Genomic DNA, 23,593 nt, shown 5'->3' on the forward strand with positions numbered 1-23,593 from the left:
CAGCCGGAGGACGGGAAGGCCCCGCGCGCTACGCTCGACGGGTGGACGCCGCCGCCCTGCAGACGACCCCCGAGGTGCGGATCCGCCCGTACGCCCCGGACGACGCCGACGCCCTGTGGGCCATCCTCCACGCCGTCTTCTCCACGGGCGAGACCTACGCCTACCCGACCGACGTCGGGCGGGACGAGGCGCTCACCGGGTGGACGACGCCGCCCGCCCGCGCCTGGGTCGCAGAGGCCGCGGGCACGGTCCTCGGCTCCTCGCGCGTCATGCCCAACCAGCCGGGCCAGGGCGCCCACGTGGCCAACGGCTCGTTCGTCGTCGCCCCCGAGGCCGCCGGCCGCGGCGTGGGCCGCGCGCTCGGCGCCCACGCGCTGCGGGCCGCCGCGGCGCTGGGCTACCGGGCGATGCAGTTCAACCTCGTCGTTAGCACGAACCATCGCGCGATCGCCCTCTGGGAGTCGCTCGGGTTCGCGACCGTGGGCCGCCTCCCCGGCGCCTTCCTGCTCCACGGCGAGGAGGTCGACGCGCTCGTCATGCACCGGCGCCTGGACCCGCCGGTCGGGGCGGACGTGGGGGCGCCGGCCGACGCCAACGACCCGGCCGGCGCGGGCGCGACGGAGAGCGGCCCCTCGTGAGCGAGCCCGTCGAGGTCGTCACGCCGCCGGTCCCGGCCGACCGCCGGCGGACCGTGCTCATGGACTTCGACGGCGTGATCGTGCGCGAGGACTCGCTCGGCCAGTTCCTGCGCCACCACCTCGCCCGCGAGCCGTGGAGGATCCCCGGGGTCACGGCCTCGCTGTACGCCGCGGCGCCGCTCATGGGCCCCGCGCCCCTGCGGCCCCACGGGCTGCGGCTGATCGTTCGCTCGCTGCTGGCGGGCTGGAGCATGCAGAGCTACGAGGAGCGGGCGACGACGTTCGGGGCGCGGCTGGCGGCCCGCGACGGCGCGCTGCTGCGGGGCGGCCTGGCCGCCGCCCGCGTGCATCTCGACCGCGGCGACCGGCTCGTCGTGGTGACGGGCAGCGAGGGCACGCTGGCCCGTGCGATCCTCGACGCCGCGGGCCTCGGCGACGCCGAGCTCGTGGCCTCGCGCGTCGGCCCGTGCCCCGGCGGCCTGGGGCTCGAGGTCCACAACTACGGCGCGGCCAAGGTCGTGCAGCTCGCGGCCCACGGCATCGACCCGCCGTGGGACGTCGCCTACAGCGACTCGCTCAGCGACCTGCCGATGCTCGGCGGCGCGCGCCGGCCCGTGCTCGTCGGCGGCGGTGCGCGCGCGCTGGCCCGCGCCCGCGCGGCGCTGGGGCCGGCCGTGGTCCAGGTGCACTGGAAGTAGCGGCGCGCGTCGCCGGCGGGCGGGGGCGGTCCGAGCCGTCGCCCGTCAGCGGCGGAAGAGGTCGCCCATGCGGACGGCGAGGGCCAGGTCGCCCTCGAGGTCCAGCCGGCCGTCGAGCACCGCGCCGCCGGCGTCGAGCCGGCCGCTGACGAGCCGCAGCAGGTCGTCGCGCGTCAGCCGCAGGGTCAGCGTCGGCTCGCGGGCCGGGCCTCGGCGGGCGAGCGCCCGCAGCGGGCCCGCCTCCACGGTCCACGGCGCGACCTGGCCGTCGGCCTCGACGAGCTCGAACTGCAGCTCGCCGCGGAACTCGCCCGAGCGCGCGGCGGGACGCAGCGCGCGCGCCATCCCGCCGAACACGACGCGCAGCGCGGGGTCGCTCGCCAGCGTGCGGCGCACGATCCCGGACGAGCCGCGGTCGAGGACGTTGCCGAGCGCCGCGCCCCCGCGGCGGCCGATCGCCGCGCGCACGCCCGCCGGACCGGCGCCGCCAGGTCCACGTCCGGCCCCACCGGGACCGCGTCCGCCGCCGGTCGCGTGCCCCGAGCCGCCTGCGGCGACGGCGCCACCCGGCCGCCCGGCGCCGTTCTCGCCCCCGGTCGGCGGCGCGCCGGAGCCGTCGCCCGGCGGGCCGGCCGTGCCACCGCCGACGGCGCCCGAGACGGTGCCGACGCCGATGGGCGGCGCGGGGACGTCGTCGAGCACGCCGTCCTGGCGGGGCAGCACCACGGTCTCCTGCTCCACCGGCACGGGCCGGCGGCGCCCGAGGGCGGCGCGCAGATCGGGATCCTCGGCCTCGACGACGTCGTCCTCGTCCTCGTCGTCGTCCAGTCCCGGCAGCACGCGCGCGCCCAGGAGCTCGAGCGAGCGCACGAGGATCGCCGGGTCGAGCAGGCCGAGGGGCGGCACGAGGACGACCTCGTCGACGCCCGCGTCGCGGTAGGCCGCCAGCAGCGCGGCGACCTGCTCGGGGTCCCCCACCGCGCCGCGCAGGCTGCCGCCGACCCGCAGGGCGAGCGGCCCGTCGGGGGCGGCGAGGATCGGCGCCGGGTCGAGGCCCGTCTCCGTCCGGCGCCGGGCGAACTCCTCCGCCGCGCGGGTGCGACCCGGCCGGTGGGCGCCGAAGCGCTCGTGGTGGTCGGTGAGGTGACGGTGCAGGTGGACGGCGTCGAGGCCCTCGGCCAGGGCCGTGGCGGCGTCGGCGGCCACGTGGACGGGCAACGCGATCGCCACGCCCGTCTCGATCGCCGCGCCGAGCGGCTGGCAGCGGGCGGAGCGCTGGACGGCCCGGTGCTCGGCGACCCACTCCGCGGCCTCGGCCGGCTCGAGCGGGGCGCGGACGAACGCGCCCAGGCCGGACTCGGCCGCCGCGCGCACGTCGTCCGGGCGGTCGCACGCCCGCCACAGCGCCGGGTGGGGCCGGGTCTGCGGGCGCGGGACGAGCTGGCGGACGGGCAGCCCCTCCCCCTCGCCGGAACGCTCGGCGTCCTCACCCGAGAACGGCTCCTCCGCGAGCAGGCGGGCGACGAGCTCGATCGTCCGGTCCGCGGCCGCGCGGGTGCCGGCGCGGGCGATCCGGAACGGCCCCAGCTCGATCGCGGCGCGCGGCTCGGCGAACGCCACCGCCGCCCGGCCCGCCGAGAGCGCGTCGAGCGCCGCGACGACCGCCGCCAGGCGCGCCGGATGTTGGATCCGCGGGTGGGCGCCGACGGGGCCGAGGCCGAGGCCGAGCCGCCGCGTCCGGGTCGCGATCGCGCCGAGGACGACCTCGGGCGGACCGGCGTGCTGCAGCTCCTCCTGGAAGTGCCGCTCCGGCACCCAGACGCGCGCGAACCCGAGGCCCTCGGCCCGGACGGCCACGTCGACGAGCTCGCGGAGCCGTCGCCCGTCACCGGTGGGGGCCCAGGGGCGCGGGTGGAGCGCCTCGAGCAGCAGCGCGAACCGCATCGCGGGCCACGCTAGTCCGTGCTGGGCGCGCGGACGTGACCGTCCGGTGACTTCGGGTCGCGGCGCCGTTTGACCTGCTCGGCGAACCGGCCCGCGGCCTCGACCACGAGCCCGAGCATCGCGTCGACCGCCGGGGACCGCCACGCGCGGCCGTCGACCGCCGCGACGACACGCCGGTGCGGCGGGTGCTCCAGGTCGCGCACCACGACGTCCTCGCGCAGCGTCACGAGGGACATGTCCGGCGCGAGCGCCACGCCGACACCGGCGGCGACGAAGCCCTGGATCGCCAGGTAGTCGTCGGACTCGAACGCCATCTGCGGCTCGAACCCGGCGGCGCGGCACGCGCGCTCGAAGATCGCCTCGTCGGGCACGTAGGCGCGGCGGCCGAGGATCCACGACTCGTCGCGCAGCTCGTTCAGGCGGATCCGGCGGCGCGACGCCAGCGGGTGCCCCGACGGCAGCATCACGTTCATCCGGTCGTCGAGCAGGTGCGTGCGGAGGAACGGGTCCTCCACGCCGTCGCGGGCCCCGGGACCGGAACCCGACCACGAGTCGTCGCGCCCCTCGTCGGGGTCCTCGACGAGCAGCGCCAGGTCGCACTCCCCCGCCTCGAGCGCCGCGCGCCCGTCGGGGACCTCGAGCGGGACGAGGGTGAGCTCCACGTCGGGGTGGCGCTTGCGGAACGCGGCGATCGCGGGAGGCAGCACCGTCGCGCCGGCGGTCGGGAACGCCACCATCCGCAGCGGGCCCGCGTTGCCGCCGCGCAGGGCGGCCAGCTCGGCCTCGGCGTCCCCCACGCGGGCGAGGATGCCGTCCGCGTGGCGCAGCAGCACCTCGCCCGCCCCCGTCGGCCGCACGCCGCGGTGGCGATCGAGCAGCGGCACGCCGACCTCGCGCTCTAGCGCGGCCACCTGCTGCGAGACGGCGGACTGGGTGTAGCCCATGGCCTCGGCCGCTGAAGAGAACGAGCCCCTCCGCGCGACCTCCCGCAGGATCCGGACTTTTCTCACATCCAGCATCAGCTCCACTTATAGCAGCGATGAAACAATCGCGTTGTACTACTGATGGCGCGTGCGCAACCATCTCTTCCGTGGTTCTCTCTCGTCGCCCAGCCCTCCGCCGTCCCTCCGTGTCGCTCGCCCTGATCCTGGCGGTCGCCACCGTCTGGATCGTCTGGGGTTCGACGTTCCTCGGCATCCGCGTGATGGTCGAGACCATCCCCGCGCTGCTCGGCTCGGGCGCGCGGTTCCTCGTCGGCGGCTCCCTGCTGGCGGCGTTCGTCGTGTGGCAGCACGGCCGCGGTGCGTTCCAGGTCACGGCCGAGGAGTGGCGCGGCAGCGCGGCCATGGGCCTGCTGCTGGTCGCCGGCGGCGTCGGCATGGTGGCGCTCGGCGAGGAGCGCGGCCTGCCGTCGTCCCTGGCGGCGTTGCTCGCCTCCTCCGAGGCGGCGATGGTCCTCGGCCTGCGCGTCGCGGCCGGGCGCGAGCGGATCTCCGCGGCCACGGCGGTCGGCGTCGGCGTCGGCGTGGTGGGCGTCGTGCTGCTGCTCATGCCGGGCAGCCGCCCCGAGGGCACGCCGATGACCGCCGTGCTGCTCGGCCTGGGCGGCGCGGTCACGTGGGCCGTGGGCACCTACACGGGCTCGCGCATCCGCACCGCGCCCAACCTGCTGGCCAACGTGGCGATCCAGATGCTCGTGGGCGGCATCATCCTGCTGCTCGTCGGCCTCATCGTCGGCGAGCACGTGGCGGCGGGTGCCGTGTCGTCGCGCTCCTTCGTCGCCCTGATCGCCCTGACGGCCGCGTCCGTCGCGGTCTACGCGGCCTACGCCTGGCTCCTGCGCAACGCCTCGCTGTCCCTCGTCACGACCCAGTCGTACGTGAACCCCGTCGTGGCGGTCATCCTCGGCGTCTTCGTGCTCGGCGAGACGGTCGGCGTGCTGACCGGCGTCGGCATGGTGATCACGCTGCTGGCCGTCGTCCTCGTCCTGCGCGCCGAGCGCCAGGGCACCCCGCCGGAGGGCCTCCCCACCGTTGGCGAGGACAGCCCGACGATGGAGTTCCCCGCCCCGCGCACGGCCGGCCCCGCCGGTCCGGCGCGGACCGCCTAGCGGCGGAGCGGGTCCGCCGCCGGGCGACCGCGCCGGGCCGGCGGAGCGGGTCGCCGCCGAGCGGTCGCGCTAGGCCCGGCGGCGCGCCTCGAGCCGCGCGTCGTGCATCGTCACGACGCCGTCGGGCCGCTCCACCGTCCGCGCCGGGGCGTCGGCGAGCACGACCTCCCACGCCTCCGGGTCGAGCAGGCCTGCGACCTCCTCGGCCGTGAAGCGCATGTGGTGCAGGTGCCGGTAGCCCTCGGGGGCCAGGTCGACGGGGTGGTGCCCGACGATCAGCAGCGTGCCGCCCGGCGCCACGCCGGCGGCCAGACGGGTGAAGAGCGCCGCCCGCGGCTCCGGCGGCAGGTGCATGAACTGCGCGGAGACGAGGTCGAAGGCGCCCGCGTCGGGCCCCCACTCGAGCACATCGGCCCGGGTCCACGTGATCCGCTCCGCGACCTCCGCCCCCACCGCGGCGGCGCGCTCGGCCCCCTTCCGCAGCGCGACGGGTGACACGTCGATCGCCGTGACCCGCCAGCCCCGCTCGGCGAGCCACAGCGCGTCGGCCCCCTCGCCGCTGCCGACGTCGACGGCCCTCCCCGGCGCCAGCCGCGCGACGCGGTCCACCAGGTGCGGGTTCGGGTTCCCGCTCCAGATCTGCGGGCTCGAGCCGTAGCGGTCATCCCAGAAGTCCTGGCGGAGCATGCGGAGGTCGTCGTCGGTCATGGACGGGAGCATGGGCCCCGAGCCTAGCGATGGCAAGGGAGCTTGCCCAACCGGCAATTCACGGGACGCCGCCCGCTCGCGGGACACCCCGGTCGCTGGTGTGGCCCGCTCGGCGAGGTCGCCCGGAAATAGCGAAGGCCCCGCCGGAGCGGGGCCTTCGCCGTAGCAGACCGGTAAGCCGGATTCTGTCGTTGCGCAGCCATCCATCTATTGCGACCTACCTGAACCTCGACGGGCCGCCTACTGACGGTTCTGCTCGGTCTTGCACCGGGTGGGGTTTACCTGGCCGCCGCGTCACCGCGACGCCGGTGCGCTCTTACCGCACCATTTCAACCTTGCCTGTGCGCCGGGGTAGAGGCCCCTGGCGCCATCGGCGGTGTATTTCTGTGGCACTGTCCCGCGGGTTTCCCCGGGTCGGCTCCCCGACCACCCTGCCCTGCGGTGTCCGGACTTTCCTCGAACGGGTCAAGCCCGTCCGCGGCTGCGTGGCCTGCCCCAGGGACGATACCCGGGGCGGGCCCGCCGACGCCGGGCCCTCGGGGCCACGCCGCGCGCCACGACGCGCCTCCCGCTCCGCGCGGTCACCGGCGGGACGGCCGGGCGCGCGGGGCGGGAGGGGTCAGCCGACCTTCCGCAGAACGCCCACGACCTTGCCGAGCACGCGCGCCTCCCGCGAGCGGATCGGCTCCATGTCTGGGTTCTCCGGCTGCAGCCGGATGTGGTCGCTCTCGCGGAAGTAGCGCTTGACGGTGGCGTCCTCGCCCACCAGGGCGACGACGATCTCGCCGTCGCGTGCGGTCTCCTGCGGCCGGACGACCACGAGGTCGCCCGCCAGGATGCCCGCGCCGATCATCGACTCGCCGCGGATCCGCAGGAGGTACTCGCCCTCCGCGCCGCCGGCCATGTCCGGGACGGGCACGTGCTCCTCGACGTGCTCCTCGGCGAGGATCGGCGGACCGGCCGCGACCTGGCCGAGCAGCGGCAGCCGGCGGGACTCGCCCACGGCGTTGCGCACGCCCTCCACGGCCTGCTCCACGCCGCGACCGAGCAGCTCGATCGCGCGGGGCTTCGAGGGGTCGCGGCGCAGGAGGCCGAGCTTCTCGAGGTTCGCCAGGTGCGCGTGGACCGTCGACGAGCTCGCGAGCCCGACCGCCTTCCCGATGTCGCGCACGGTCGGCGGGTAACCGAAGTCCGTGGTGTATCGACCGATGTAGTCGAAGATCTCTTGCTGGCGCTTGGTCAGGTCCATGGTGGGCCGGGTCGAATCGAACGTCTGTTCGCCACCCTACTGGGACCACCGGCGGCAGGCAACCCGGCCGACCGGGCGACACGATCCGGGCCCTTCGTGTACTTTTCTCCGTCCGCGCGCCAGTGGCGGAATTGGTAGACGCGCAAGGTTGAGGGCCTTGTGGGGGATAACCCCGTGGAGGTTCGAGTCCTCTCTGGCGCATGGAAACGACGGCCCCGTGATTCACGGGGCCGTTTGCGTTCCCGGGGGAGTCACGGCCCCCACAGCCGGGCAGACCCCGGCCATCGATGCCGACCGTAGCGTCGGACCAGATAGCCCGTCCTCAGTCGCCTGAGGGTTCCTCGGTGCCCCGGAGGTTCACCGCTTGGGAACCTGCCACCGCGGGAAGCGCGCGGTAGAAGTGCCGGTCTCGCAGGGCACTCGATACAGCAAGAAGATCCCAGGCGTCTCCCGACTCGCAAAGGTCCTCCCCGACTGGGTCAACATGGTGGGGGGCGGCCGCAGCTCCCGGCTCACAGGACTCTGAGTACGGGACGTTCGGATCAACTCGGTTGTCGGTCCCGGTTCGAGACCACATACTCGGGCCCGGGGCGAGCCGCAGCACCGAAGGAGCGAGGCGCACGGCCTCGAGATCGTTGCGGACGTCTTCATAGAGCGTGGTCAAGCCCAGGGCGGCGCACAGATCTAGGACCACCGCGGCGACCCGAGAGTCGCGTCGCTTGCTGATCTCAACGTGCTCGAACGGAGGCCCCAGCAGCTGATCAATCACTTCGGTTGCGTCAGCATCAACGTGCGCCAGACCAAAACAGTGCTTTTCGTAGGCGTCGCAGAGCCAGACCGTGACGTCGGTCAGGTAGCGTTCAACTGCACCGTTGCCCCGCAGGGCGAGCGTGAGTGCCGTCGGAACAAGGGCCACGGCGTACTCGTCCCCGATCGGGCGGGCCGCACCGGGCTGGGCGGCTACGAAGTCGGCGAGCCAGTCCGCAACCGCCACCCATTCGGGGTCGCCGGAGGAACGCATCCGCAAGGCCAGTAGGCCGAGAAGCTCAGCGAGGCGGGTGCAACGAGCGGGATACGTCACCCATCCGGAGACGCCGCTGAAGCCTGTGAGGGCCCGTCTGCCCAGCAGCCGGTTATCGCACTCGGCCCATAGCCGCCGTCCGTAGACCTCGAACAAGCGTGTCGCGGCCTCGACAGCTGGGCTAGTCTCACCAGCTACCGCGGACCGCGCTCCCCGGATGAGACAAAGGCCGAGATGACACGCGAGATCGAGGCGATCCGCGTGTTCAAGGCGGTCGCACAAGATCGCGGCTTCGACGACGCCGAGGCCCGTGAGCCGCGACTCGTCCCACGTCATCCACCGCTGGGAGAACGTCTCCAGGCTACGCATCGTGGTCCGTCGCTCCTCTATCGAGCCGAGCGCCGCGATGAGGTGACCGTCAGAAGAGCCTCGAAGGACGGCATCACGATTGCCGCTGAGATCGCCGAGCAGGGTGTCCTTGTCCCAGAGCTCGAGCAGAGGCTCGTCGCGTCGTCGTGCCCGGTCGTTGTAGTCCCTGAAGAGATCCGGGGCGTTGCCTGTCAATCGCCCGGTCGTTACGAGTACGGCTCGCCGCGGAAGGCTCGTGTCCAGCGCACCATGGCCGAGGTTCGTAAGCCTGAGCTCCCCCAACTGGTCCACGATCTTGCGCCATTCGGCCTGGTTGATGTCGCCGGCTTTGGATTGCCACACCCATTGCTCGCCGTCAAGCTTGGCCACTACGTCTTTCCCGAATTCCCGGGCACCGTGGGTCAGGTGCACGTCGCTGTACCCGCGACTCCGGATCAGTGCGAGCAGCGGCTCATCGAACTCGCGTTCTCCGACGGCATCAAGAAAGGCGGCGACGGCGTCGTCGAGCAAGGAGTTCCCGGTGCTTTCGGTCTTCGAGGTCTCGGATGGTTTGGAGCTGTTCGGCCGTACCCTGCGGGAACTTCTTCGCGGTATCGGGGTGCACCACCAGGCTGGGCTTGACTAGCTGGTCATCTTCGTCCAACGACCACTCGATCCGTTCGAGCATCTCGACGTACGACTCGAACGTAAGCCCGCCCTTCGACTTGATCGTGTTCCCGGTGAAATCGGTGACCTTGCCGATCGTGTCGACAAAGAGCTCGACGAGCCCCTTGCCGAGTTCCTCCGCGGCGCTATCCAGCTCAAGCGTGAGCTGCTCAAAGTTCGCAGTGCGTACGGCCTCGAGATCGAGCGTCATCGAAGCCCCGACGGGGGTTTCGGGGAGGCTCAGCTCCGCACCGTCGTGACCCGAGACGACCGACGAAACCGTACTCGCGGTCTGCATCTGTCCCATTCCTGCGAGGAGCGGACTCCGAGCTCTTGCAAGGGCGTACAGGGTGTCGTTGACGAAGTGCGTAAAAGCCGCGTCAAGCTCCCAGGTAGCGAACGGCATACCGCATCGTCGCCTCGTCCCCGGACGGATCGACTCGGCTGACCCGCGCCACGCGTGACCAACCGCGCCCCGCCTCGGTCCGCCGTGGGGCGAAGCGCCCCCTGTGGGCGGCTCTCGTACAGGCTGTCCATGGACACCCCAGACGGACGACAACACGAACCGGCTCAACGAGGCCGGCATACTCAGTCCTCCAGCGCCGGCGCCCCGAGGAGCTCCGCGTCCGTCCCCACCGCGGTGATGGTCCCGTCGTCCCCCGACGCCCACAGGCGTCCGTCCGTGCGTGTCATCCCGTAGCGGCACCGCGCGTCGAGGACGTCGGCCTGCGCCCGGGGTGCCCCCGTGCCGCCGTCGTCGACGAGGGTCCGGTCGATCCGCCCCGAGCGCAGGCCGCAGACGAACAGCGCGCGGCCGTCCGCCGACGAGGCCACGGCCACGGGCACGCGCCGGAACCCGCTGCGGACCACGGCGCCCCCGGGGCGGCCGGCGCGGCCGGTGCGCTCGGGCTCCCCCGCCCCGGCGCGGTCGGCGACCCACAGCTCGCCGCCGCGACCGCGGGCGAGCGCCACCGGGTCGTGCCAGCCGCGCGAGCGGCGTCGGGGCTCCTGCGACGCGGGGCGGTCGGGGTCGAGCGTCACGACGCGGCCCAGGACGCTGGCCGCCGTCGCCGCGCGCCCCGGGCGGGCCTGGTCGCCCACGCCCAGCGCCAGGCGACCGCCCGGGAGCGCCAGGAGGCCGCCGCCCACCCGCGCCCGGCCCGCGAGCGGCCCGCGCCAGACGATGCGCGGCCGGGGCCGCGAGATCTCGGCCACGACGAGACGTCGGCCCCGGGCACGTACGTAGGCGGCGAAGACGCGGCCGTCGCGGCCGACGGCGAGGCCCCGCACGGCGAAGCCCGGGCCGGGGGCCACGTCGAGGCGGGCGAGCACCTCGGCGGGGCCGACCGTGGAGCCGGCGAGCGGGGCGCGGCGCACGACGCCGGTGCCGCGCTCCGCCCAGAGCAGCCCGAGGCCGTCCGCCGAGGGGGTGAGCGCGACGGGTGGCGTTCGCGGGCGCTCGGCCGGCGGGGGCAGCCGCACGGTCCCCGGGGCGTCCGGCAGGGCCGCCACCGGTGCCGGCCGCGGAGCGAGGCGTGGATCGGGCTCCGTGGCCGCAAGCGCGAGCGCGCCGCCGGCGGCGGCGACCGCGGCGATCCAGGCGCCGACGGTCCGGCGTGTCGTGAGGCCGCCGCCCGGTCGCATCGCGCCCAAGGGTACGGGGCCGCGCGGGCGGGAGGTCCGACCCGGCCCGCGGCCCGCCCGTCGTCCGTCGCGGCCAGGGGCTAGCTTTGCGGGGGCGCGGCGCATCCCCGCCGCCGACGCCCCGCCCGAGGATCCGCATGAGCACCCCGCCGCCCGCCGACATCGCCTCTCGGGCCCTCGACGCCCTCGACGGCGACGGCTGGGTCTCCGTCGTCCACGACCGCTCCGCCACGGTCGCCCTTCCGCGCGGCGGGCAGCTGCGTACCGCGACCGTGGACCGCACCGAGGTGACGTTCACCGCCTGGCGCGACGGGCACGTCGGCACGGCCACGGTGGGCGGCACGGACGGCGCCGCGCTCGCCGCCGCCGCGCGCCGCGCCGTGCGCACGGCCGAGGCGGTCGCCGCGTCCTCCGACGGCCCCGGCGACGCGACGCCGCCGCCCGAGCCCGCGGCCGTGCCGGCACGCGACGACGCCGCCGACCCCGCCACGGCCGAGGCCGACCCCGAGGCGGGCCTGCGCGCGGTCGCCGCCGCCCGCGACGCCGCCCAGGGCGCCCCCGTCTCCGTCGCCTGGCATCACGGGGGCGTCGTCCGTGCGCTCGCCGCCTCGACGGGGCTTGCGCTCGTGGAGGGCACCACGGACGCCCACCTGCGGGTCCGCGCCGGCTCCGGCGGGGTGCGCGCCGCGGTGGCCGCCGCCAGCGCCCGCGCGGCGTCCGGCCTCGACGCCCGCGCCACGGCCCTGCGTGCGCTCTCGCGCGTCCCCGGTGGCGACTGGCACGACCCGACCCCCGGCGAGCAGACGATCGTGCTGGCCCCGGAGGCCGTCGCCGCGATCCTCGAGGTCGCCGCGGTGCTCGTCTTCGACGGCTTCGCTGCGGCCGACGGCCGCACCCGCGCCGCCGGGCGCCTGGGCAGCCGCCTGGGGTCCCTCCCCCTCGCGCTCTCCGACGACCCGGACCACACCGCGACGCTGCCCCGCTCCTTCGACGCGTCCGGCGCCCCCAAGGCGGCGCTCGAGCTCGTCGCGGACGGCGTGCTGCGCAGCCTGGTGCACGACGGCCGCTCCGAGGCCTCCACGGGCCACGCCACGGCGCCGGGCGGCGGGCCGCTGGGCCCGCGGGCGACGAACCTCGTGCTCGCCGGCGGCGACGCGGCCGACGTCGAGGCGCTCGTCGCGGGCGTCGACGTGGGCCTGCTGATCACCTCGATCGAGGACCTCCGCCCGATCAACGCCGAGCTCGGCCTCGCCTACGGCCTGGCCCCCGACGGCGCCGCCCGCATCCAGGACGGCCGCGTGGCCGGCGCCGCGGGCTCCGTCCCGCTGCTCGTCTCGCCGCTCGACGTCCTCGCGGACGCGGACGCCCTGACCGCCGAGCGGCTGCTCGTGGGCGGCCCGGCGTTCGAGGGCCGCCGCTTTGGCCACGCCGTCCTCGCCCCCGCGCTGCGGACGCACGGCGGCATCACCGTCACGGACTGAGCGCGTCCGCCGGGGGGCGCCCGCCGCTGCCGCTCCCTGCGTGCGGCGGGAGCGGATCGGGTGGCCCCCAAGGACCGTCCCCCGGTCCCACAGGCGCCGCCCGTTGCGGGCGCCGGCACCCCGGAACGACGAACGCCGCCCGACGGGCGGCGCGGAGGCCTGGCCGCCCCGAGGGCGGCGGAGGGTGCGCGCCGCAGCGGGCGCGCGGCGCTCAGGCGATGCGGATGAGGACGATCGTGTTCACGACGAACACGATGCAGAAGAAGATCGTCCAGCGGTTCAGGTTGCGCTCCGTGTTGGAGCCACCGCCGAGCGGACCGGTGCCGGAGCCGACGCCGAACGCGCCGGAAAGCCCCGCGTCCTTGCCGGAGTGCATCAGGATGAGGGCGATCACGAGGATCGACACGGCGATCTGCAGGATCGAGAGAACGGCCTCCATAGGGATCGCAGCCTACCGGGTCGCGGCGGCGTCGGCCGCGTCCGCGGACGGCGCGCGGCCCCCGGGGGTGCCGGCGGCAGGCTCGTCGCCCTGCGCCGCGTCCGTCGCGGCGCCCCCATCGGCCGTCTGCGGGTCCGCCGGGGCGACGGGCAGGTCGTCCGTGCGGGGCGCGCGCGTGTCGCCGCCGAGGCCGTCGAGCTCGTCGAGGATCCGCACCGCCTCGGCGCGCAGCCGCGCGTCGATCGGGCGCCAGTCCGCGTCGGAGAGCTTGCCCGTGGCGTGGTCGAGCTCCGTGTCGCGGATCTCGCGGTACTTCGCGATCTTCGCGGCCTCGAGGTCCGCGCGGCGCAGGTCGTCGCGCTCCGCGACCTTCTCCACGTGCCCCGGCCAGAACGGCTGGGACAGGAGGAACAACGCGGCGCCGAACGCGACGAGCACCAGGAGGGGGCCGGCGACGGTCACGAGCCCTGCTCGCCCGTGCGGGCCATCTCGGTGACGGTGGTGCCCCGGGTGCGGCCGAGATCGCGGGCCACCCGCGCCTTCTGCTTCGCGGTCACGCGCCGCGTGGCCAGGTCCGGGGCCGGCCACAGGGCCAGCAGGGCGCCGAGGCCCATGAGGATGCTGCCGATCCAGATCCAGGTGACCAGCGGCGAGACGATGACCTGGAACGTCACGGCCGACGGACGCTCGCGATAGAAGAGCGCGAACCGCAGGGCGAGCTCGCCGCCCTTCGCGAACGGGGCCTGCACGCCGGCGAGCTGCTTGTCCAGCGCGTCGAGCGACGTGGCGAGCGCGTCGCCGTCGGGCTGCATGGCGACCCAGAGGTCGCGGGTCAGGCCGGCGTCGAGGGCGACCTCCGTCGCCGACTCGCCCAGGAAGTAGCGGGAGACGGGTCCGGAGGACGTGTCGAGCGACGGGAAGTACTCGCGCGTCGGGTGGATCGTCCGGATGCGCTCCCCGTCGCGGTAGACGCCGACCGTGGCGCCGAAGATGATCTTCTGGACGCGCTCGTCCTGGAGCTTGAAGTCGCCGATGGCCCCCTCGTAGCGCAGCTCGTAGCCGCCGGAGCGGAAGCGGTCGCCGACGTTGGCGTGGATCCGCTTCGTCTCCTTGAACGCCGACGACGCGGCGACGGCGACGATGAGCACGGCGAAGCCGGCGTGGACGAGGTAGCCGCCGTAGCGCCGGCGGTTGCGGCCCACGAGCCGCGGCAGCGCGACCGCGGCCGACTCCCCCGTGGCCGTCCGCCGGGCGCGGACGCCGCGGACGAGCTCCTGGCCGACGGCCCCGAGGACGAACCCGGCGAGGGTCACGGCGATCGCGACCTCGAGGTGCGCCCCGGCGCCGAGGACGAGCGCCACGACGAGCGCGAGCACGCCGACCGCCAGGGGCGCGCGGACCTGCCGCCACGCGTGGGACCGCGTCGTGCGGCGCCACGCGGCGAGCGGGCCCGCGGCCATCAGCAACGTGAGGAGGAGAGCGAGGGGTCCGACGAAGCGGCCCCACCAGACGGTCTCGAGCGGGCGCTGCTGGCCCGTCAGCAGCTCGCCGATCAGCGGGAAGAACGTGCCCCACAGGATCACGACGACGAGCAGCACGAGGACGACGTTGCCCGCGAGGAAGATCGCCTCGCGCGAGAGCAGGGAGTCGATCCGGTGCTCCGAGCGCAGCATCCCGCGGCGCCAGGTGACCAGCCCGATCGAGGCCCCCGTCATCACGGCCAGCAGGAGGAGGAACTGCACGCCGACGGTGGAGGAGCCGAACGCGTGGATCGAGGAGAGGATCCCCGAGCGCACGATGAACGTTCCCAGCACGCACAGGATGCCTGTGGCCAGGATCAGCGAGACGTTCCACGTGCGGAGCATGCCCCGCTTCTCCTGGATCATCACGGAGTGGATGAAGGCGGTGCCGAGGATCCACGGCATCAGGGACGCGTTCTCGACGGCGTCCCAGCCCCAGTAGCCGCCCCAGCCCAGCTCGGCGTAGCTCCAGCGCGAGCCGAGCACGATGCCGATGCCCAGCAGCAGCCAGGCGCCGAGCGCGAAGCGGCGGGTGTGGCGGATCCAGTCCGACCCGACGTGCCCCGCGATGAGCGCCGCGATCGCGAACGCGAACGGGATCGTGAAGAGCGTGTACCCCGCGTACAGCATGGGCGGGTGGATCATCATGCTCGGGTACTGCAGGAGCGGGTTGAGCCCCTCGCCCTCGAACGGGACCGGCGACGCCAGCCGGAACGGCGAGCTGTAGAAGGTCAGCAGGAGGAGGAAGAAGACCGCCAGCGCCAGCAGCACGGCCTGCGCCCACGGCACGACGTCGGCCATCCTCCGCCCCGCCCGGCGCACAACGAGCGCGCTCCAGAGGGACAGGAACCAGACCCACAGCAGCAGCGAGCCCTCCTGCGAGCTCCACGGCGCGGCGATCCGGTAGCCCAGCGGCGTGGTCGCGGAGGAGTGGCTGCCGACGACGTCGAAGCGCAGGTCCGTCCGGATGAAGGCGATCTCGACGAGGACGAACGCCGCCGTCGTCAGGGCCGCGACGAGGTAGATCGCCCGGCGGCCCGAGGTCACCCAGGCGGTGCCGCTGGCCGAGACGAGGGGCTCGACGACGCCGTCGGGTCCCGCGGCGCCCGGGGCCCGCAGCCGGCGGGCGCCGACGATGCTGGCGACCGTCCCGTAGACGCCGATGGCCAGCGCCAGGACGAGCAGCCCGCGGCCGAGGAGGTCCATGCCGGACTACTCCCCGTCGACGACGCGGTCCTGGGAGTCGCGCCACTCCATCTTCTGCCCCGACCCCGACTTGCCGTCGTCGAACTTCGACGGGCACTTCGTGATCAGCGTGTCGGGCTTGCCCGTGAAGGACTCCCCCGTCTTCTCGACGGTCACGATGACCTCGCGGCCCTCGCGGAACGGGTCCGGCACCTGGCCGGTGTAGGAGACGGGCACCGAGGCGTTGCCCTTGCGGTCCTTGACCCGGAAGCGGATCGTCTCGTTCTCGCGGGAGAGCGAGCCCTTGACCACGACGCCCGTCAGCCGGTAGCTGCGACCCGCCTCGGCCGACAGCATCTGGCTGGGCTCCCGTGCCTCGGCCGACCCGGCGAAGCTCGTGTAGAGCAGCGCTCCCGCGAGCGCCACCGCAGCGACGATCGCGAAGGTGAGGCGCAACGTCCGCGTCATTCCACAGAGTATGGCCAGGTTGGGGGCCCGAACGCCCCATGACCCCCGGGTGTGCGCCGTCCATCGCGCCACGGCGCTCCCGACCACGAGTAGGATCCGCCTGTGAACGCGGCGCGCAAGCTCACCGGCGGCCTGATCCTGCTCGTGATGCTCGCCGGGGGGCTGTTCATGTGGGCCGGCAACCCGTACCTGTGGATCCGGGTCGTCGCCGCCCGCGCCGACACCCAGACCCTCTCCATGGGTCAGGCGGTCTTCATCCTCGCCGCGATCGCCATCACCGGGTTCGTGATGGTGAAGATCCTCGCCTGGCTCAACGCCGTCTACGCCCGGGCGATGGGCGGGTCGGACGACGTCACGATCCGCATGCCGTGGAACCAGTCCATGCGCGACGGCCGCACGACGGGCCGCACGACCTCGGCGCTCGACGTCGTGATGGTCGTCTCCGTGGTGGTCGCCCTCTTCGCCGCGACGATCTGGTTCTTCTTCTTCGCCTCCTACGGCTAGGCGGCCGTGCGGCGCCACGGCCCGGCGCCTCACCCGGCCTTTCGGGCCCCGCTGCCACCGGGTCCCGCAGTTGCTCGTTGAGTCATGCAACCGTCATCCGCCCCCGCGCGGTCGGATGACCGATGGAAGCCCCGGCCCCCGCTCCTAGGTTCGGACGCACCGCAGGGCCTCGATCCCCGAGGCCCCCGTCCGAAGGAGCATCACCGTGTCCCCGAAGTCCCCCCGCCGGCTCGCCCGTCGCCTGTCCCGTGCCGTCGCCGGCACCGCCCTCGTCGCCTCCCTCGCGGTCGTGCCGAGCGCCTCGGCCGCCGACGCACCCGCCCCGCGTCCCGCCGCCGCGGCGAAGAAGCCGACCATCGTCCTCGTGCACGGCGCGTTCGCCGACGCGTCGGGGTGGACGGGCACGATCACCCGCCTGCGCCGCCGGGGCTACACCGTCGTCGCGCCCGCCAACCCCCTGCGCTCCCTCGTCTCCGACGCGTCGTACCTGCGCGGCGTGCTCGGGACGATCGAGGGCCCCGTCGTCCTCGTCGGCCACTCCTACGGCGGCATGGTCATCACGCAGGCCGCGGCCGGCGACAAGGACGTCAAGGCGCTCGTGTACGTCGCCGCCTACATGCCCGACGTCGGCGAGAACGTCCTCGACATCAACGGCAAGTTCCCCGGCAGCCAGATCAACACGTCGCTGCTCGCCACGCCGTTCCCGGCCGCCGGCGGCCGCAAGGGCACGGAGTACCGTCTCGACCCGGCGAAGTTCCGCGCGCTCTTCACCGGCCCGGTGCCGAAGGACGAAGCCGCCGCGCTGGCGGCGGAGCAGCGGCCGATCGCCGACCTCTCCAACACGCAGAAGGCCACGGCCGCGGCGTGGAAGACGATCCCGTCCTGGGACCTCATCTCGGAGCACGACCAGCTCATCCCGCCGGCCGTGCAGCGGTTCATGGCGGCCCGCGCCCACGCCCACGTGACCGGCGTGCCGGCCTCGCACGCCGCGATGCTCCTGCACCCCGGCGCCACGGCGAAGGTCATCCTCAGCGCCGCGCGCAGCGTGAAGAAGTAGGCGGCCATGAGCACCGCGCCCTTCGACCCGGCCGACTTCGCGGTCGTCCCGGCCCGCACGTTCGAGGACCTGCGGGTCGGCGAGGTGTTCCGCGCGCCGAGCCGGACCCTCACCGACGCGCACGCCTCGGCGTTCCAGGCGGTCTCCGCCGACAACCACCCCGTCCACTACGACACCGAGTGGGCCCGGCGCCACGGGCACACGGCGCCCGTCGTCCACGGCCTGCAGGTCCTGGCGTTCACCGCGCCTGGGGCCACGCTGTTCCCGCACGTGATCGGCGAGGTCTTCGTGCGCTTCGTCGACGTCTCCGCCGCCTTCCTCGGCGAGGTGCACAGCGGCGACACCCTCTACCCCGCGCTCACGATCACGGCGCTGACGCCGAGCGAGGAGGGTGGGATCGTCACGACGGAGGCGACCGTGCACAACCAGCGCGGTGAGCTCGTCCTCTCCGGACAGCACCGCTACCTGCTGGAGCTGACGGCATGAGCACCGGGCGGCCCACGGGCTGGGCGCCGTTGCGCCACCCGGCGTTCCGAGCGATGTGGACCGCCCAGTTCGCCAGCAACGTCGGCGGCTGGATGCAGACCGTCGGCGCGCAGTGGCTCATGCTCTCGCTGAGCGGCTCGGCGGCGTACCTCGCGTTCATCCAGTCCGCGGCCAGCCTGCCCGTCCTGCTCTTCGCGATCCCCGCCGGTGCGCTCGGCGACGTGATCAGCCGCAAGCGCCTGCTGCTCGTCTCGCAGACCGCGATGGTGATCGCGTCCGTCGCCCTGGCGGTGCTCGCCGTCCTCGACGTCCTGACGCCGTGGCTGCTGCTCGCGCTGCTGTTCCTCGTGGGCGCCGGGCAGGCGTGGACGTCGCCGACCTGGCAGACGCTGCAGCCGGAGCTCGTGCCCGCGGAGGAGCGACCCCAGGCGATCGCGCTGGGCGCCGTGAACCAGAACCTCGCCCGCGCCGTCGGTCCGGCGATCGGCGGCGCGCTCGTCGCCGCCACCCAGCCCAGCGTCGCGTTCTTCGTCAACGCGGCCACGTTCCTCGTGGTCATCCTCGCGATCGTGCGCTGGCGCGAGACCCGGCGGGCGGTCGCCGCGACGCCGCCGGAACACCTCGGCTCCGCGATCCGGGCCAGCGGGCGGTACGTGCGCAACAGTCCGGCGCTGCGGGCCGTCCTGCTGCGCGCGGGCGCGTTCATCTTCTTCGCCAGCGCGCTCTGGGCGCTGCTGCCCGCCATCGCGCACGGGCCGCTGGGGATGGGCTCCGGCGGCTACGGCCTGCTGCTCGGCGCCGTGGGCGTCGGCGCGGTGGGCGGCGCGGCCCTGCTCCCGCGTCTGCGGGCCCGGCACTCCGCCGACCGGATCCTCGGCGCCGGCGCGGTCGCCGTGGCGGTGCCGACGGTCGTCCTCGCCCAGGTCCACGTGGCGGCCGTGGCCGGCGGCGCCCTCGTCGTCGCGGGCGTGGGCTGGATCCTGGCGCTGGCGACGCTCAACTCGTCCTACCAGGGGATGCTGCCCGGCTGGATCAAGGCGCGGGGGCTGGCGTTCTACCTCATCGTGTTCCAGGGCGGCATGGCGATCGGCAGCGCGGTCATCGGCGTGCTCGCCGGCCCGCTCGGGGTCGCGCCCGTCCTGACGGGCGCCGCCGTCGCGCTCGGCCTCACGCCGCTGCTCGCCCTGCGGTGGCCGGTCCCGCACATCGACCCGGACGACCTGCTCCCGGCCGGTGACGCCCCGGCTCCCCACCACCCGGGCCCTGCCGCCCAGCACGGTCCCGTGCGCGTGACGCTCCGGCGCCACGCCGTCCCGGGGCAGGAGGAGGCGCTCGCGGCGGCCGTGTTGGACCTGCGCCGGATGCGCCGCCGCACCGGAGCGAGCTCGTGGGCCGCATGGAGCGCCGCGGGGCAGCCCGGGGTCGTCGTCGAGGAGTTCGTGGTGTCGTCGTGGGACGACCATCTCCGCCAGCTCGGGCGCGTGACCGTGCGCGACCGGGACCGCATCGACCGCGCCGGAGCCCACACGGACCCGGCCCACCCGACGGTCGTGACGCACTGGGAGGCGCTGCCGGCCCCGGCCGGCGCCGAGCGCTGGGGCGTCGGGGCCGCGCCGGCGGAGACCTAGCCGACCGGCTCGGCCGGACGCGCCTGCGTCAGGGCGTCGCGCAGCTGCGCCCGGTTCGTCACGCCGAGCTTGGGGAAGACCCGGTAGAGGTGCGAACCGATCGTGCGGTGCGAGAGGTACAGGCGCTGGCCGATCTCGCGGTTCGACAGGCCCGAGGCCGCCATCTCCGCGATCTGCAGCTCCTGCGGCGTCAGCTCGTCGCGGCCCGGACCCACGACGACCACGGGCGTGCCGTCCCCGGCAGCGCGAAGCTCCTGACCCGCCCGGTCGGCCCAGTGCGCCGCGCCGATGGCGTCGAACGCAGCCCGCGCCGCCCGCAGCTCGCGACGGGCCTCGACGATCCGCCGGCGCCGCCGCAGCCACATGCCGTGAGCGAGCTGCAGGCGCGCGGTGGCCATGGGGCCGCGCGGGCCGGGAACGGCCAGGGCCGTGGCGTAGGCCTGGGCCTCGCCGTCGCCCGTCGTCGTGATCGCCCGGGCGAAGGCGACGGCGTGCGCGAGGCGCGGGGCACTGGGCACCCGCCTCGCATCCGCCTCGAGCCGCGCGACGTAGGGGCGCACCTCGTCGACCCGGCCCGCCCACACGGCCGCCTCGGCGAAGGCGTCGGCGACGAGCCACCGGCGTGTCCGCAGGGCGGCGGCGCCCGTGTCGTCCCAGAGCCGGGCGAACCAGTCGAACGCCTCGTCGTAGCGGCCGCGCGCGACGCAGATCGCGCCCCGGGCCATGTGGACGTCGGCCATGGCAGCGGGCCGGCCCAGGAGCACGCGCTCCGCCTCGCCCGCCCGCCGCTCCGCCCGGGCCGGATCGCCGTCGACCGCCTCGACCACGGCCTCGAGCGCACGGATCTCGCCGAGCAGGACGGTCTGCCCGGTCTCGTCCGCCAGCCGCGCCGCCTCCGCGATGTCCGCGCGGGCACGCGGGAGCCCGTCGGTGTTGAGGAGGGCCCAGCCGCGCTGGTGCAGCGCGTGCGGGAGCATGCCGAAGCGCCCCTCCATGCGCAGGAGGCCGGCCGTCGCGGACAGGAAGCCGACCGCGAGCTCGTCGTCCCCCAGCTCCACGGCGGCATGCCCGAGCAGCCGCCCCAGTCGCGGGTCCCCGGAGGCGTCCAGGGGCTGCGCCCGCAGGACGGCGAGCGCGCGCTCGCCCTGGTCGAGCGGCGCGGCGACCGCGGCCAACCCGGCCAGCATCGGGCGCTGCTCCATGCCGCCCAGCCGCTCGGCCGCGGCGAGCAGCTCGGGCACGGGCAGGACGTTGGCGGGGGTGACGCGAGCGCGTTCCCCGGCGTGGACCACCAGCGTCCGTACCGTGGGCAGCAGCCCGTCCGCGAGCGCCCGCTCGGCGCGCCGGACGTGGGCCACCGCGGTGCGGCCGTCGTCGGGGCGGCCGAGGTCGTAGAGGTTCTGGATCCACGCGACCTGCTCGTGGTGGTCCGGGGTGCGGGCCAGGGACGCCGCTTGCCGCACGAAGCGCGAGACGAAGTCGGGGCGTCCGATCTCGAACGACAGCTCCGCCGCCGCGAGCAGCCGCACGACGCAGGCGTCGTCGGACTGGCTGAACCGCACGGCCCGGTCCATCTTCGCCAGCGCCACGCGCAGCTCGCCTCGGTCCCGGGCGTCACGCGCGCCGGCCTCGAGCGCCGTGGCGAGCCGCTCGTCCGGCCGCAGCGAAGCGGCGGCCCGGTGCCACGCCGCACGGGCGGGTCGGTCCTGGAGGCCAACGGCCAGCGCGCCATGGATCGCATGCCGGCGGGGCAGGGAGGCGGTCCGGTAGACGGTCGAGCGCATGACCTCGGTGCGGAACCGCAGCGTGCTCCCGTCGCACTCGACGGCGCGGCGCGCGACGGCGCGGGAAGCCGCCTCGAGCACGTCCGTCTCGGCCGCGCCGGTGACGCGCACGACGGCCGCGACGGCGTCGCCGAGCGCCTCGCCGTCGTTCGCAGCCGCCGCGAGCAGCAGCTGAGCCTCGAGCTCGTCGACGTCGCGGAGTGGTGCGCTGAGCCGTTCGACCAGCGTCGTCGGCATCGGCAGCGCGACGGGCGCGCGAACGCAGTGGGTGCTCCACTGGGCGGAGGGCACCGTGGCGAGCTCGACGATGCCCAACGGGTTCCCGGCACACGCCTCGAGCACGCGGGCCCGGACGAACGCCGGCAGGTGTGCACCCGTCCGTGCGAGCAGCTCGGCGCTCGCGTCGGCGCCGAGGGGCCGGAGGGGCAGGACGTCGAGTCCCTGCCCGCGCAGGCGAGGGTCGCCCGAGTGCCCGGCCGCGAGCAGGACGACCGGCTCGCCGCGGAGCCGGCGGGCGGCGCCTGCGAGGACGTCCCAGCTGCCGTCGTCGACCGCTGCGAGGTCGTCGAGCATCAGGAGCGTGGGCTGCCGGCGGGCCGTTGCGGCCAGCAAGGCGGCGACGTGCGCCGCGGCGCCCCCGGGATCCCGCGGTCCGACGGCCGGCTCGTCGAGCTGCACGAGCAGCTCGGCGAGGACACCGAACGGCCGGACGGCCTCGGCCGGCGTCAGGGTGATGACGCGCAGCCGGCGCTCGTCCGCCATCCGCAGGGCGGTCCGCAGGAGGGCGGTGGTCCCGACGCCGGCCTCGCCGGCCAGGACGAGACCGGAACGCCCCGTCGGCTCGTCGAGCAGCTCCTCGATCGCCCGCGTCTCGGCGTCACGATCCAGGAGCTGGGGTACGGGAACGGCGCTCATACGGGCAGATTCGCACCCTCTCGCACGCGGTTCATCACACGGATGCGTGATAGACGCCGACCGGCGAGCCTGCGCCGCGCCGGTTCAGCGCAGGGCGGCGCGCAGGAACGCCGAGGCCTGGGCGATCGCGGCGCCCGCGCCGTTGGACTCGCGCAGCGCGTTGAGCATCATGAAGTCGTGGATCATCCCGCCGTAGCGGGTGGCCTCGACGTCGACGCCGGCCTCGCGGAGCTTGCGGGCGTACGCCTCGCCCTCGTCGCGGAGCACATCGGCCTCGCCCGTGATGACGAGCGCCTTCGGCAGGCTGGAGAGCTGCTCCTTCGTGGCGCGCAGCGGGCTGGCCGTGATCTGCGCGCGCTCGGCCTCGTCCGTCGTGTACTGGTCCCAGAACCACTGCATCGCCTGACGGCGGAGGAAGTACCCCTCGGCGAACTCGTGGTAGCTGCCGGTCTCGAACGTGGCGTCCGTCACGGGGTAGAACAGCGCCTGGGCGGCGAAGGTCACGTCGCCGCGCTCCTTGGCCATCAGCGTCAGGGCGGTGGCCATGTTGCCGCCGACGGAGTCGCCCGCGACGGCGACGTGCTTGGGGTCCAGGCGCAGGTCGGCGCCGTTGTCGCGGATCCACTGCGCGGTGAGGTACGCCTCCTCGATCGCGACGGGGTAGCGGACCTCGGGCGAGAGGTGGTAGTCCGGGAAGACGACGGCCGCGCCGGCGCCGACGGCGAGCTCGCGGACGAGACGGTCGTGCGTGTGGGCGTTGCCGAAGACCCAGCCGGCGCCGTGCACGTAGAGGATGACCGGCAGGACGCCGAAGGCGTTGGCCGGGCGGACGATGCGGACCTTGAAGTCGCCCGCGGTGCCGGAGAGCGTGACCCAGTCCTCGTCCACGGAGGGCTTGTAGACGTCGCCGGACTGGACCTCGTCGACGGTCTTGCGACCCTCGATCGGCCCCAGGTCGTTCAGGTAGGGCGGGTTGGCGGTGGCCTCGGCGAACGCCTGGGCGGCGGGCTCGAGGACGTGGACGGGGGTCGTGGAGTCGGACATGTGGATGCTCGTTTCGGGGAGGAGGAGTGCTGGTATGCAAGCTAGGGGCGCGCGCC

At 74.8% G+C, this 23,593-nt stretch carries 21 protein-coding genes, 1 tRNA gene and 1 other RNA gene; 9 read left to right on the forward strand and 14 right to left on the reverse strand.

Going from position 1 to position 23,593, the window contains the following annotated elements; all coding sequences use genetic code 11:
* Positions 1-41: 41 nt before the first annotated feature.
* Both F593_RS24985 and F593_RS0112875 read left to right on the forward strand, forming a co-directional pair.
* On the forward strand, positions 42-638 hold the full coding sequence (locus F593_RS24985) for a GNAT family N-acetyltransferase (protein WP_022929168.1): 597 nt from the start codon (positions 42-44) through the stop codon (positions 636-638).
* Positions 635-1,336, forward strand: a complete 702-nt coding sequence (locus F593_RS0112875) for an HAD family hydrolase (protein ID WP_022929169.1) — start codon at positions 635-637, stop codon at positions 1,334-1,336. The genes F593_RS24985 and F593_RS0112875 overlap by 4 nt, the downstream gene beginning before the upstream one ends.
* Positions 1,337-1,381: 45 nt before the next feature.
* On the opposite strand, the gene F593_RS0112880 is transcribed toward F593_RS0112875, so the two are convergent.
* Both F593_RS0112880 and F593_RS24990 read right to left on the reverse strand, forming a co-directional pair.
* Positions 1,382-3,280, reverse strand: a complete 1,899-nt coding sequence (locus F593_RS0112880; protein WP_022929170.1) for an LLM class flavin-dependent oxidoreductase — start codon at positions 3,278-3,280, stop codon at positions 1,382-1,384.
* Between the two features lie 11 nt (positions 3,281-3,291).
* On the reverse strand, positions 3,292-4,299 hold the full coding sequence (locus tag F593_RS24990; protein WP_245540804.1) for a LysR family transcriptional regulator: 1,008 nt from the start codon (positions 4,297-4,299) through the stop codon (positions 3,292-3,294).
* Positions 4,300-4,370: 71 nt separating this feature from the next.
* On the opposite strand from F593_RS24990, the gene F593_RS24995 reads away from it, so the two are divergent.
* On the forward strand, positions 4,371-5,390 hold the full coding sequence (locus tag F593_RS24995; RefSeq protein ID WP_169449192.1) for an EamA family transporter: 1,020 nt from the start codon (positions 4,371-4,373) through the stop codon (positions 5,388-5,390).
* A gap of 69 nt (positions 5,391-5,459) precedes the next feature.
* Here F593_RS24995 and F593_RS0112895 read toward each other — a convergent pair whose 3' ends face one another.
* The 3 genes from F593_RS0112895 to lexA form a co-directional block, all read right to left on the reverse strand.
* Positions 5,460-6,098: a class I SAM-dependent methyltransferase gene (locus tag F593_RS0112895; protein WP_028721659.1), complete on the reverse strand. Its 639-nt coding sequence runs from the start codon at positions 6,096-6,098 to the stop codon at positions 5,460-5,462.
* Positions 6,099-6,256: 158 nt separating this feature from the next.
* An RNA gene (rnpB, locus tag F593_RS28435) (RNase P RNA component class A) lies at positions 6,257-6,595 on the reverse strand.
* 122 nt (positions 6,596-6,717) lie between these two features.
* The gene (lexA, locus tag F593_RS0112900; protein ID WP_022929174.1) at positions 6,718-7,347 is read right to left on the reverse strand and encodes a transcriptional repressor LexA; all 630 of its coding nucleotides are present in this window, start codon (positions 7,345-7,347) and stop codon (positions 6,718-6,720) included.
* 116 nt (positions 7,348-7,463) lie between these two features.
* Between lexA and F593_RS0112905 the strand changes: the two genes are divergently transcribed.
* Positions 7,464-7,548, forward strand: a tRNA-Leu gene (locus tag F593_RS0112905).
* Between the two features lie 121 nt (positions 7,549-7,669).
* Here the strand turns inward: F593_RS0112905 and F593_RS0112910 are convergent.
* From F593_RS0112910 to F593_RS0112920, 3 genes are all read right to left on the reverse strand, one after another.
* A complete protein-coding gene (locus tag F593_RS0112910) occupies positions 7,670-9,247 on the reverse strand; it encodes a restriction endonuclease (protein ID WP_022929175.1) in 1,578 nt (525 codons plus the stop codon).
* Positions 9,216-9,788, reverse strand: coding sequence for a hypothetical protein (locus F593_RS29925; protein WP_022929176.1), 573 nt, complete (start codon positions 9,786-9,788; stop codon positions 9,216-9,218). The genes F593_RS0112910 and F593_RS29925 overlap by 32 nt, the downstream gene beginning before the upstream one ends.
* 182 nt (positions 9,789-9,970) lie before the next feature.
* A complete protein-coding gene (locus F593_RS0112920; protein ID WP_022929177.1) occupies positions 9,971-11,026 on the reverse strand; it encodes a hypothetical protein in 1,056 nt (351 codons plus the stop codon).
* A 137-nt stretch (positions 11,027-11,163) separates the two neighbouring features.
* On the opposite strand from F593_RS0112920, the gene F593_RS0112925 reads away from it, so the two are divergent.
* Positions 11,164-12,507, forward strand: coding sequence for a metallopeptidase TldD-related protein (locus F593_RS0112925; protein WP_022929178.1), 1,344 nt, complete (start codon positions 11,164-11,166; stop codon positions 12,505-12,507).
* Positions 12,508-12,718: 211 nt separating this feature from the next.
* Here F593_RS0112925 and secG read toward each other — a convergent pair whose 3' ends face one another.
* The 4 genes from secG to F593_RS28375 are packed head-to-tail and all read right to left on the reverse strand — an operon-like array spanning position 12,719 to position 16,119.
* Positions 12,719-12,946, reverse strand: coding sequence for a preprotein translocase subunit SecG (secG, locus tag F593_RS0112930; protein WP_022929179.1), 228 nt, complete (start codon positions 12,944-12,946; stop codon positions 12,719-12,721).
* Between the two features lie 12 nt (positions 12,947-12,958).
* Positions 12,959-13,408, reverse strand: a complete 450-nt coding sequence (locus tag F593_RS29930) for a hypothetical protein (RefSeq protein WP_022929180.1) — start codon at positions 13,406-13,408, stop codon at positions 12,959-12,961.
* Complete coding sequence (locus tag F593_RS25000; RefSeq protein WP_022929181.1) at positions 13,405-15,672, reverse strand: heme lyase CcmF/NrfE family subunit; 2,268 nt, start codon at positions 15,670-15,672, stop codon at positions 13,405-13,407. The genes F593_RS29930 and F593_RS25000 overlap by 4 nt, the downstream gene beginning before the upstream one ends.
* Positions 15,673-15,678: 6 nt before the next feature.
* Positions 15,679-16,119: a cytochrome c maturation protein CcmE domain-containing protein gene (locus F593_RS28375; protein WP_022929182.1), complete on the reverse strand. Its 441-nt coding sequence runs from the start codon at positions 16,117-16,119 to the stop codon at positions 15,679-15,681.
* A 102-nt stretch (positions 16,120-16,221) separates the two neighbouring features.
* Between F593_RS28375 and F593_RS0112950 the strand changes: the two genes are divergently transcribed.
* From F593_RS0112950 to F593_RS25010, 4 genes are all read left to right on the forward strand, one after another.
* Positions 16,222-16,623: a hypothetical protein gene (locus tag F593_RS0112950; protein ID WP_022929183.1), complete on the forward strand. Its 402-nt coding sequence runs from the start codon at positions 16,222-16,224 to the stop codon at positions 16,621-16,623.
* 205 nt (positions 16,624-16,828) lie between these two features.
* Entirely contained in the window at positions 16,829-17,680 is an 852-nt protein-coding gene (locus F593_RS0112955; RefSeq protein WP_022929184.1) for an alpha/beta fold hydrolase, read from the forward strand.
* Positions 17,681-17,686: 6 nt separating this feature from the next.
* Positions 17,687-18,166 carry a MaoC family dehydratase gene (locus tag F593_RS0112960; RefSeq protein ID WP_022929185.1) on the forward strand — a complete coding sequence of 160 codons (480 nt, stop codon included), beginning with the start codon at positions 17,687-17,689 and terminating at the stop codon, positions 18,164-18,166.
* On the forward strand, positions 18,163-19,794 hold the full coding sequence (locus F593_RS25010; protein WP_022929186.1) for an MFS transporter: 1,632 nt from the start codon (positions 18,163-18,165) through the stop codon (positions 19,792-19,794). The genes F593_RS0112960 and F593_RS25010 overlap by 4 nt, the downstream gene beginning before the upstream one ends.
* Here the strand turns inward: F593_RS25010 and F593_RS0112970 are convergent.
* Both F593_RS0112970 and F593_RS0112975 read right to left on the reverse strand, forming a co-directional pair.
* Positions 19,791-22,493, reverse strand: coding sequence for a helix-turn-helix transcriptional regulator (locus F593_RS0112970; protein ID WP_022929187.1), 2,703 nt, complete (start codon positions 22,491-22,493; stop codon positions 19,791-19,793). The two genes, F593_RS25010 and F593_RS0112970, sit on opposite strands and share 4 nt — an antisense overlap.
* 84 nt (positions 22,494-22,577) lie before the next feature.
* Positions 22,578-23,537 (reverse strand): alpha/beta hydrolase, encoded by a 960-nt coding sequence (locus tag F593_RS0112975; RefSeq protein ID WP_022929188.1) that lies wholly within the window; start codon positions 23,535-23,537, stop codon positions 22,578-22,580.
* Positions 23,538-23,593: the final 56 nt, after the last annotated feature.

The organism is Patulibacter americanus DSM 16676, assembly GCF_000420025.1.
Lineage (GTDB): Bacteria > Actinomycetota > Thermoleophilia > Solirubrobacterales > Solirubrobacteraceae > Patulibacter > Patulibacter americanus.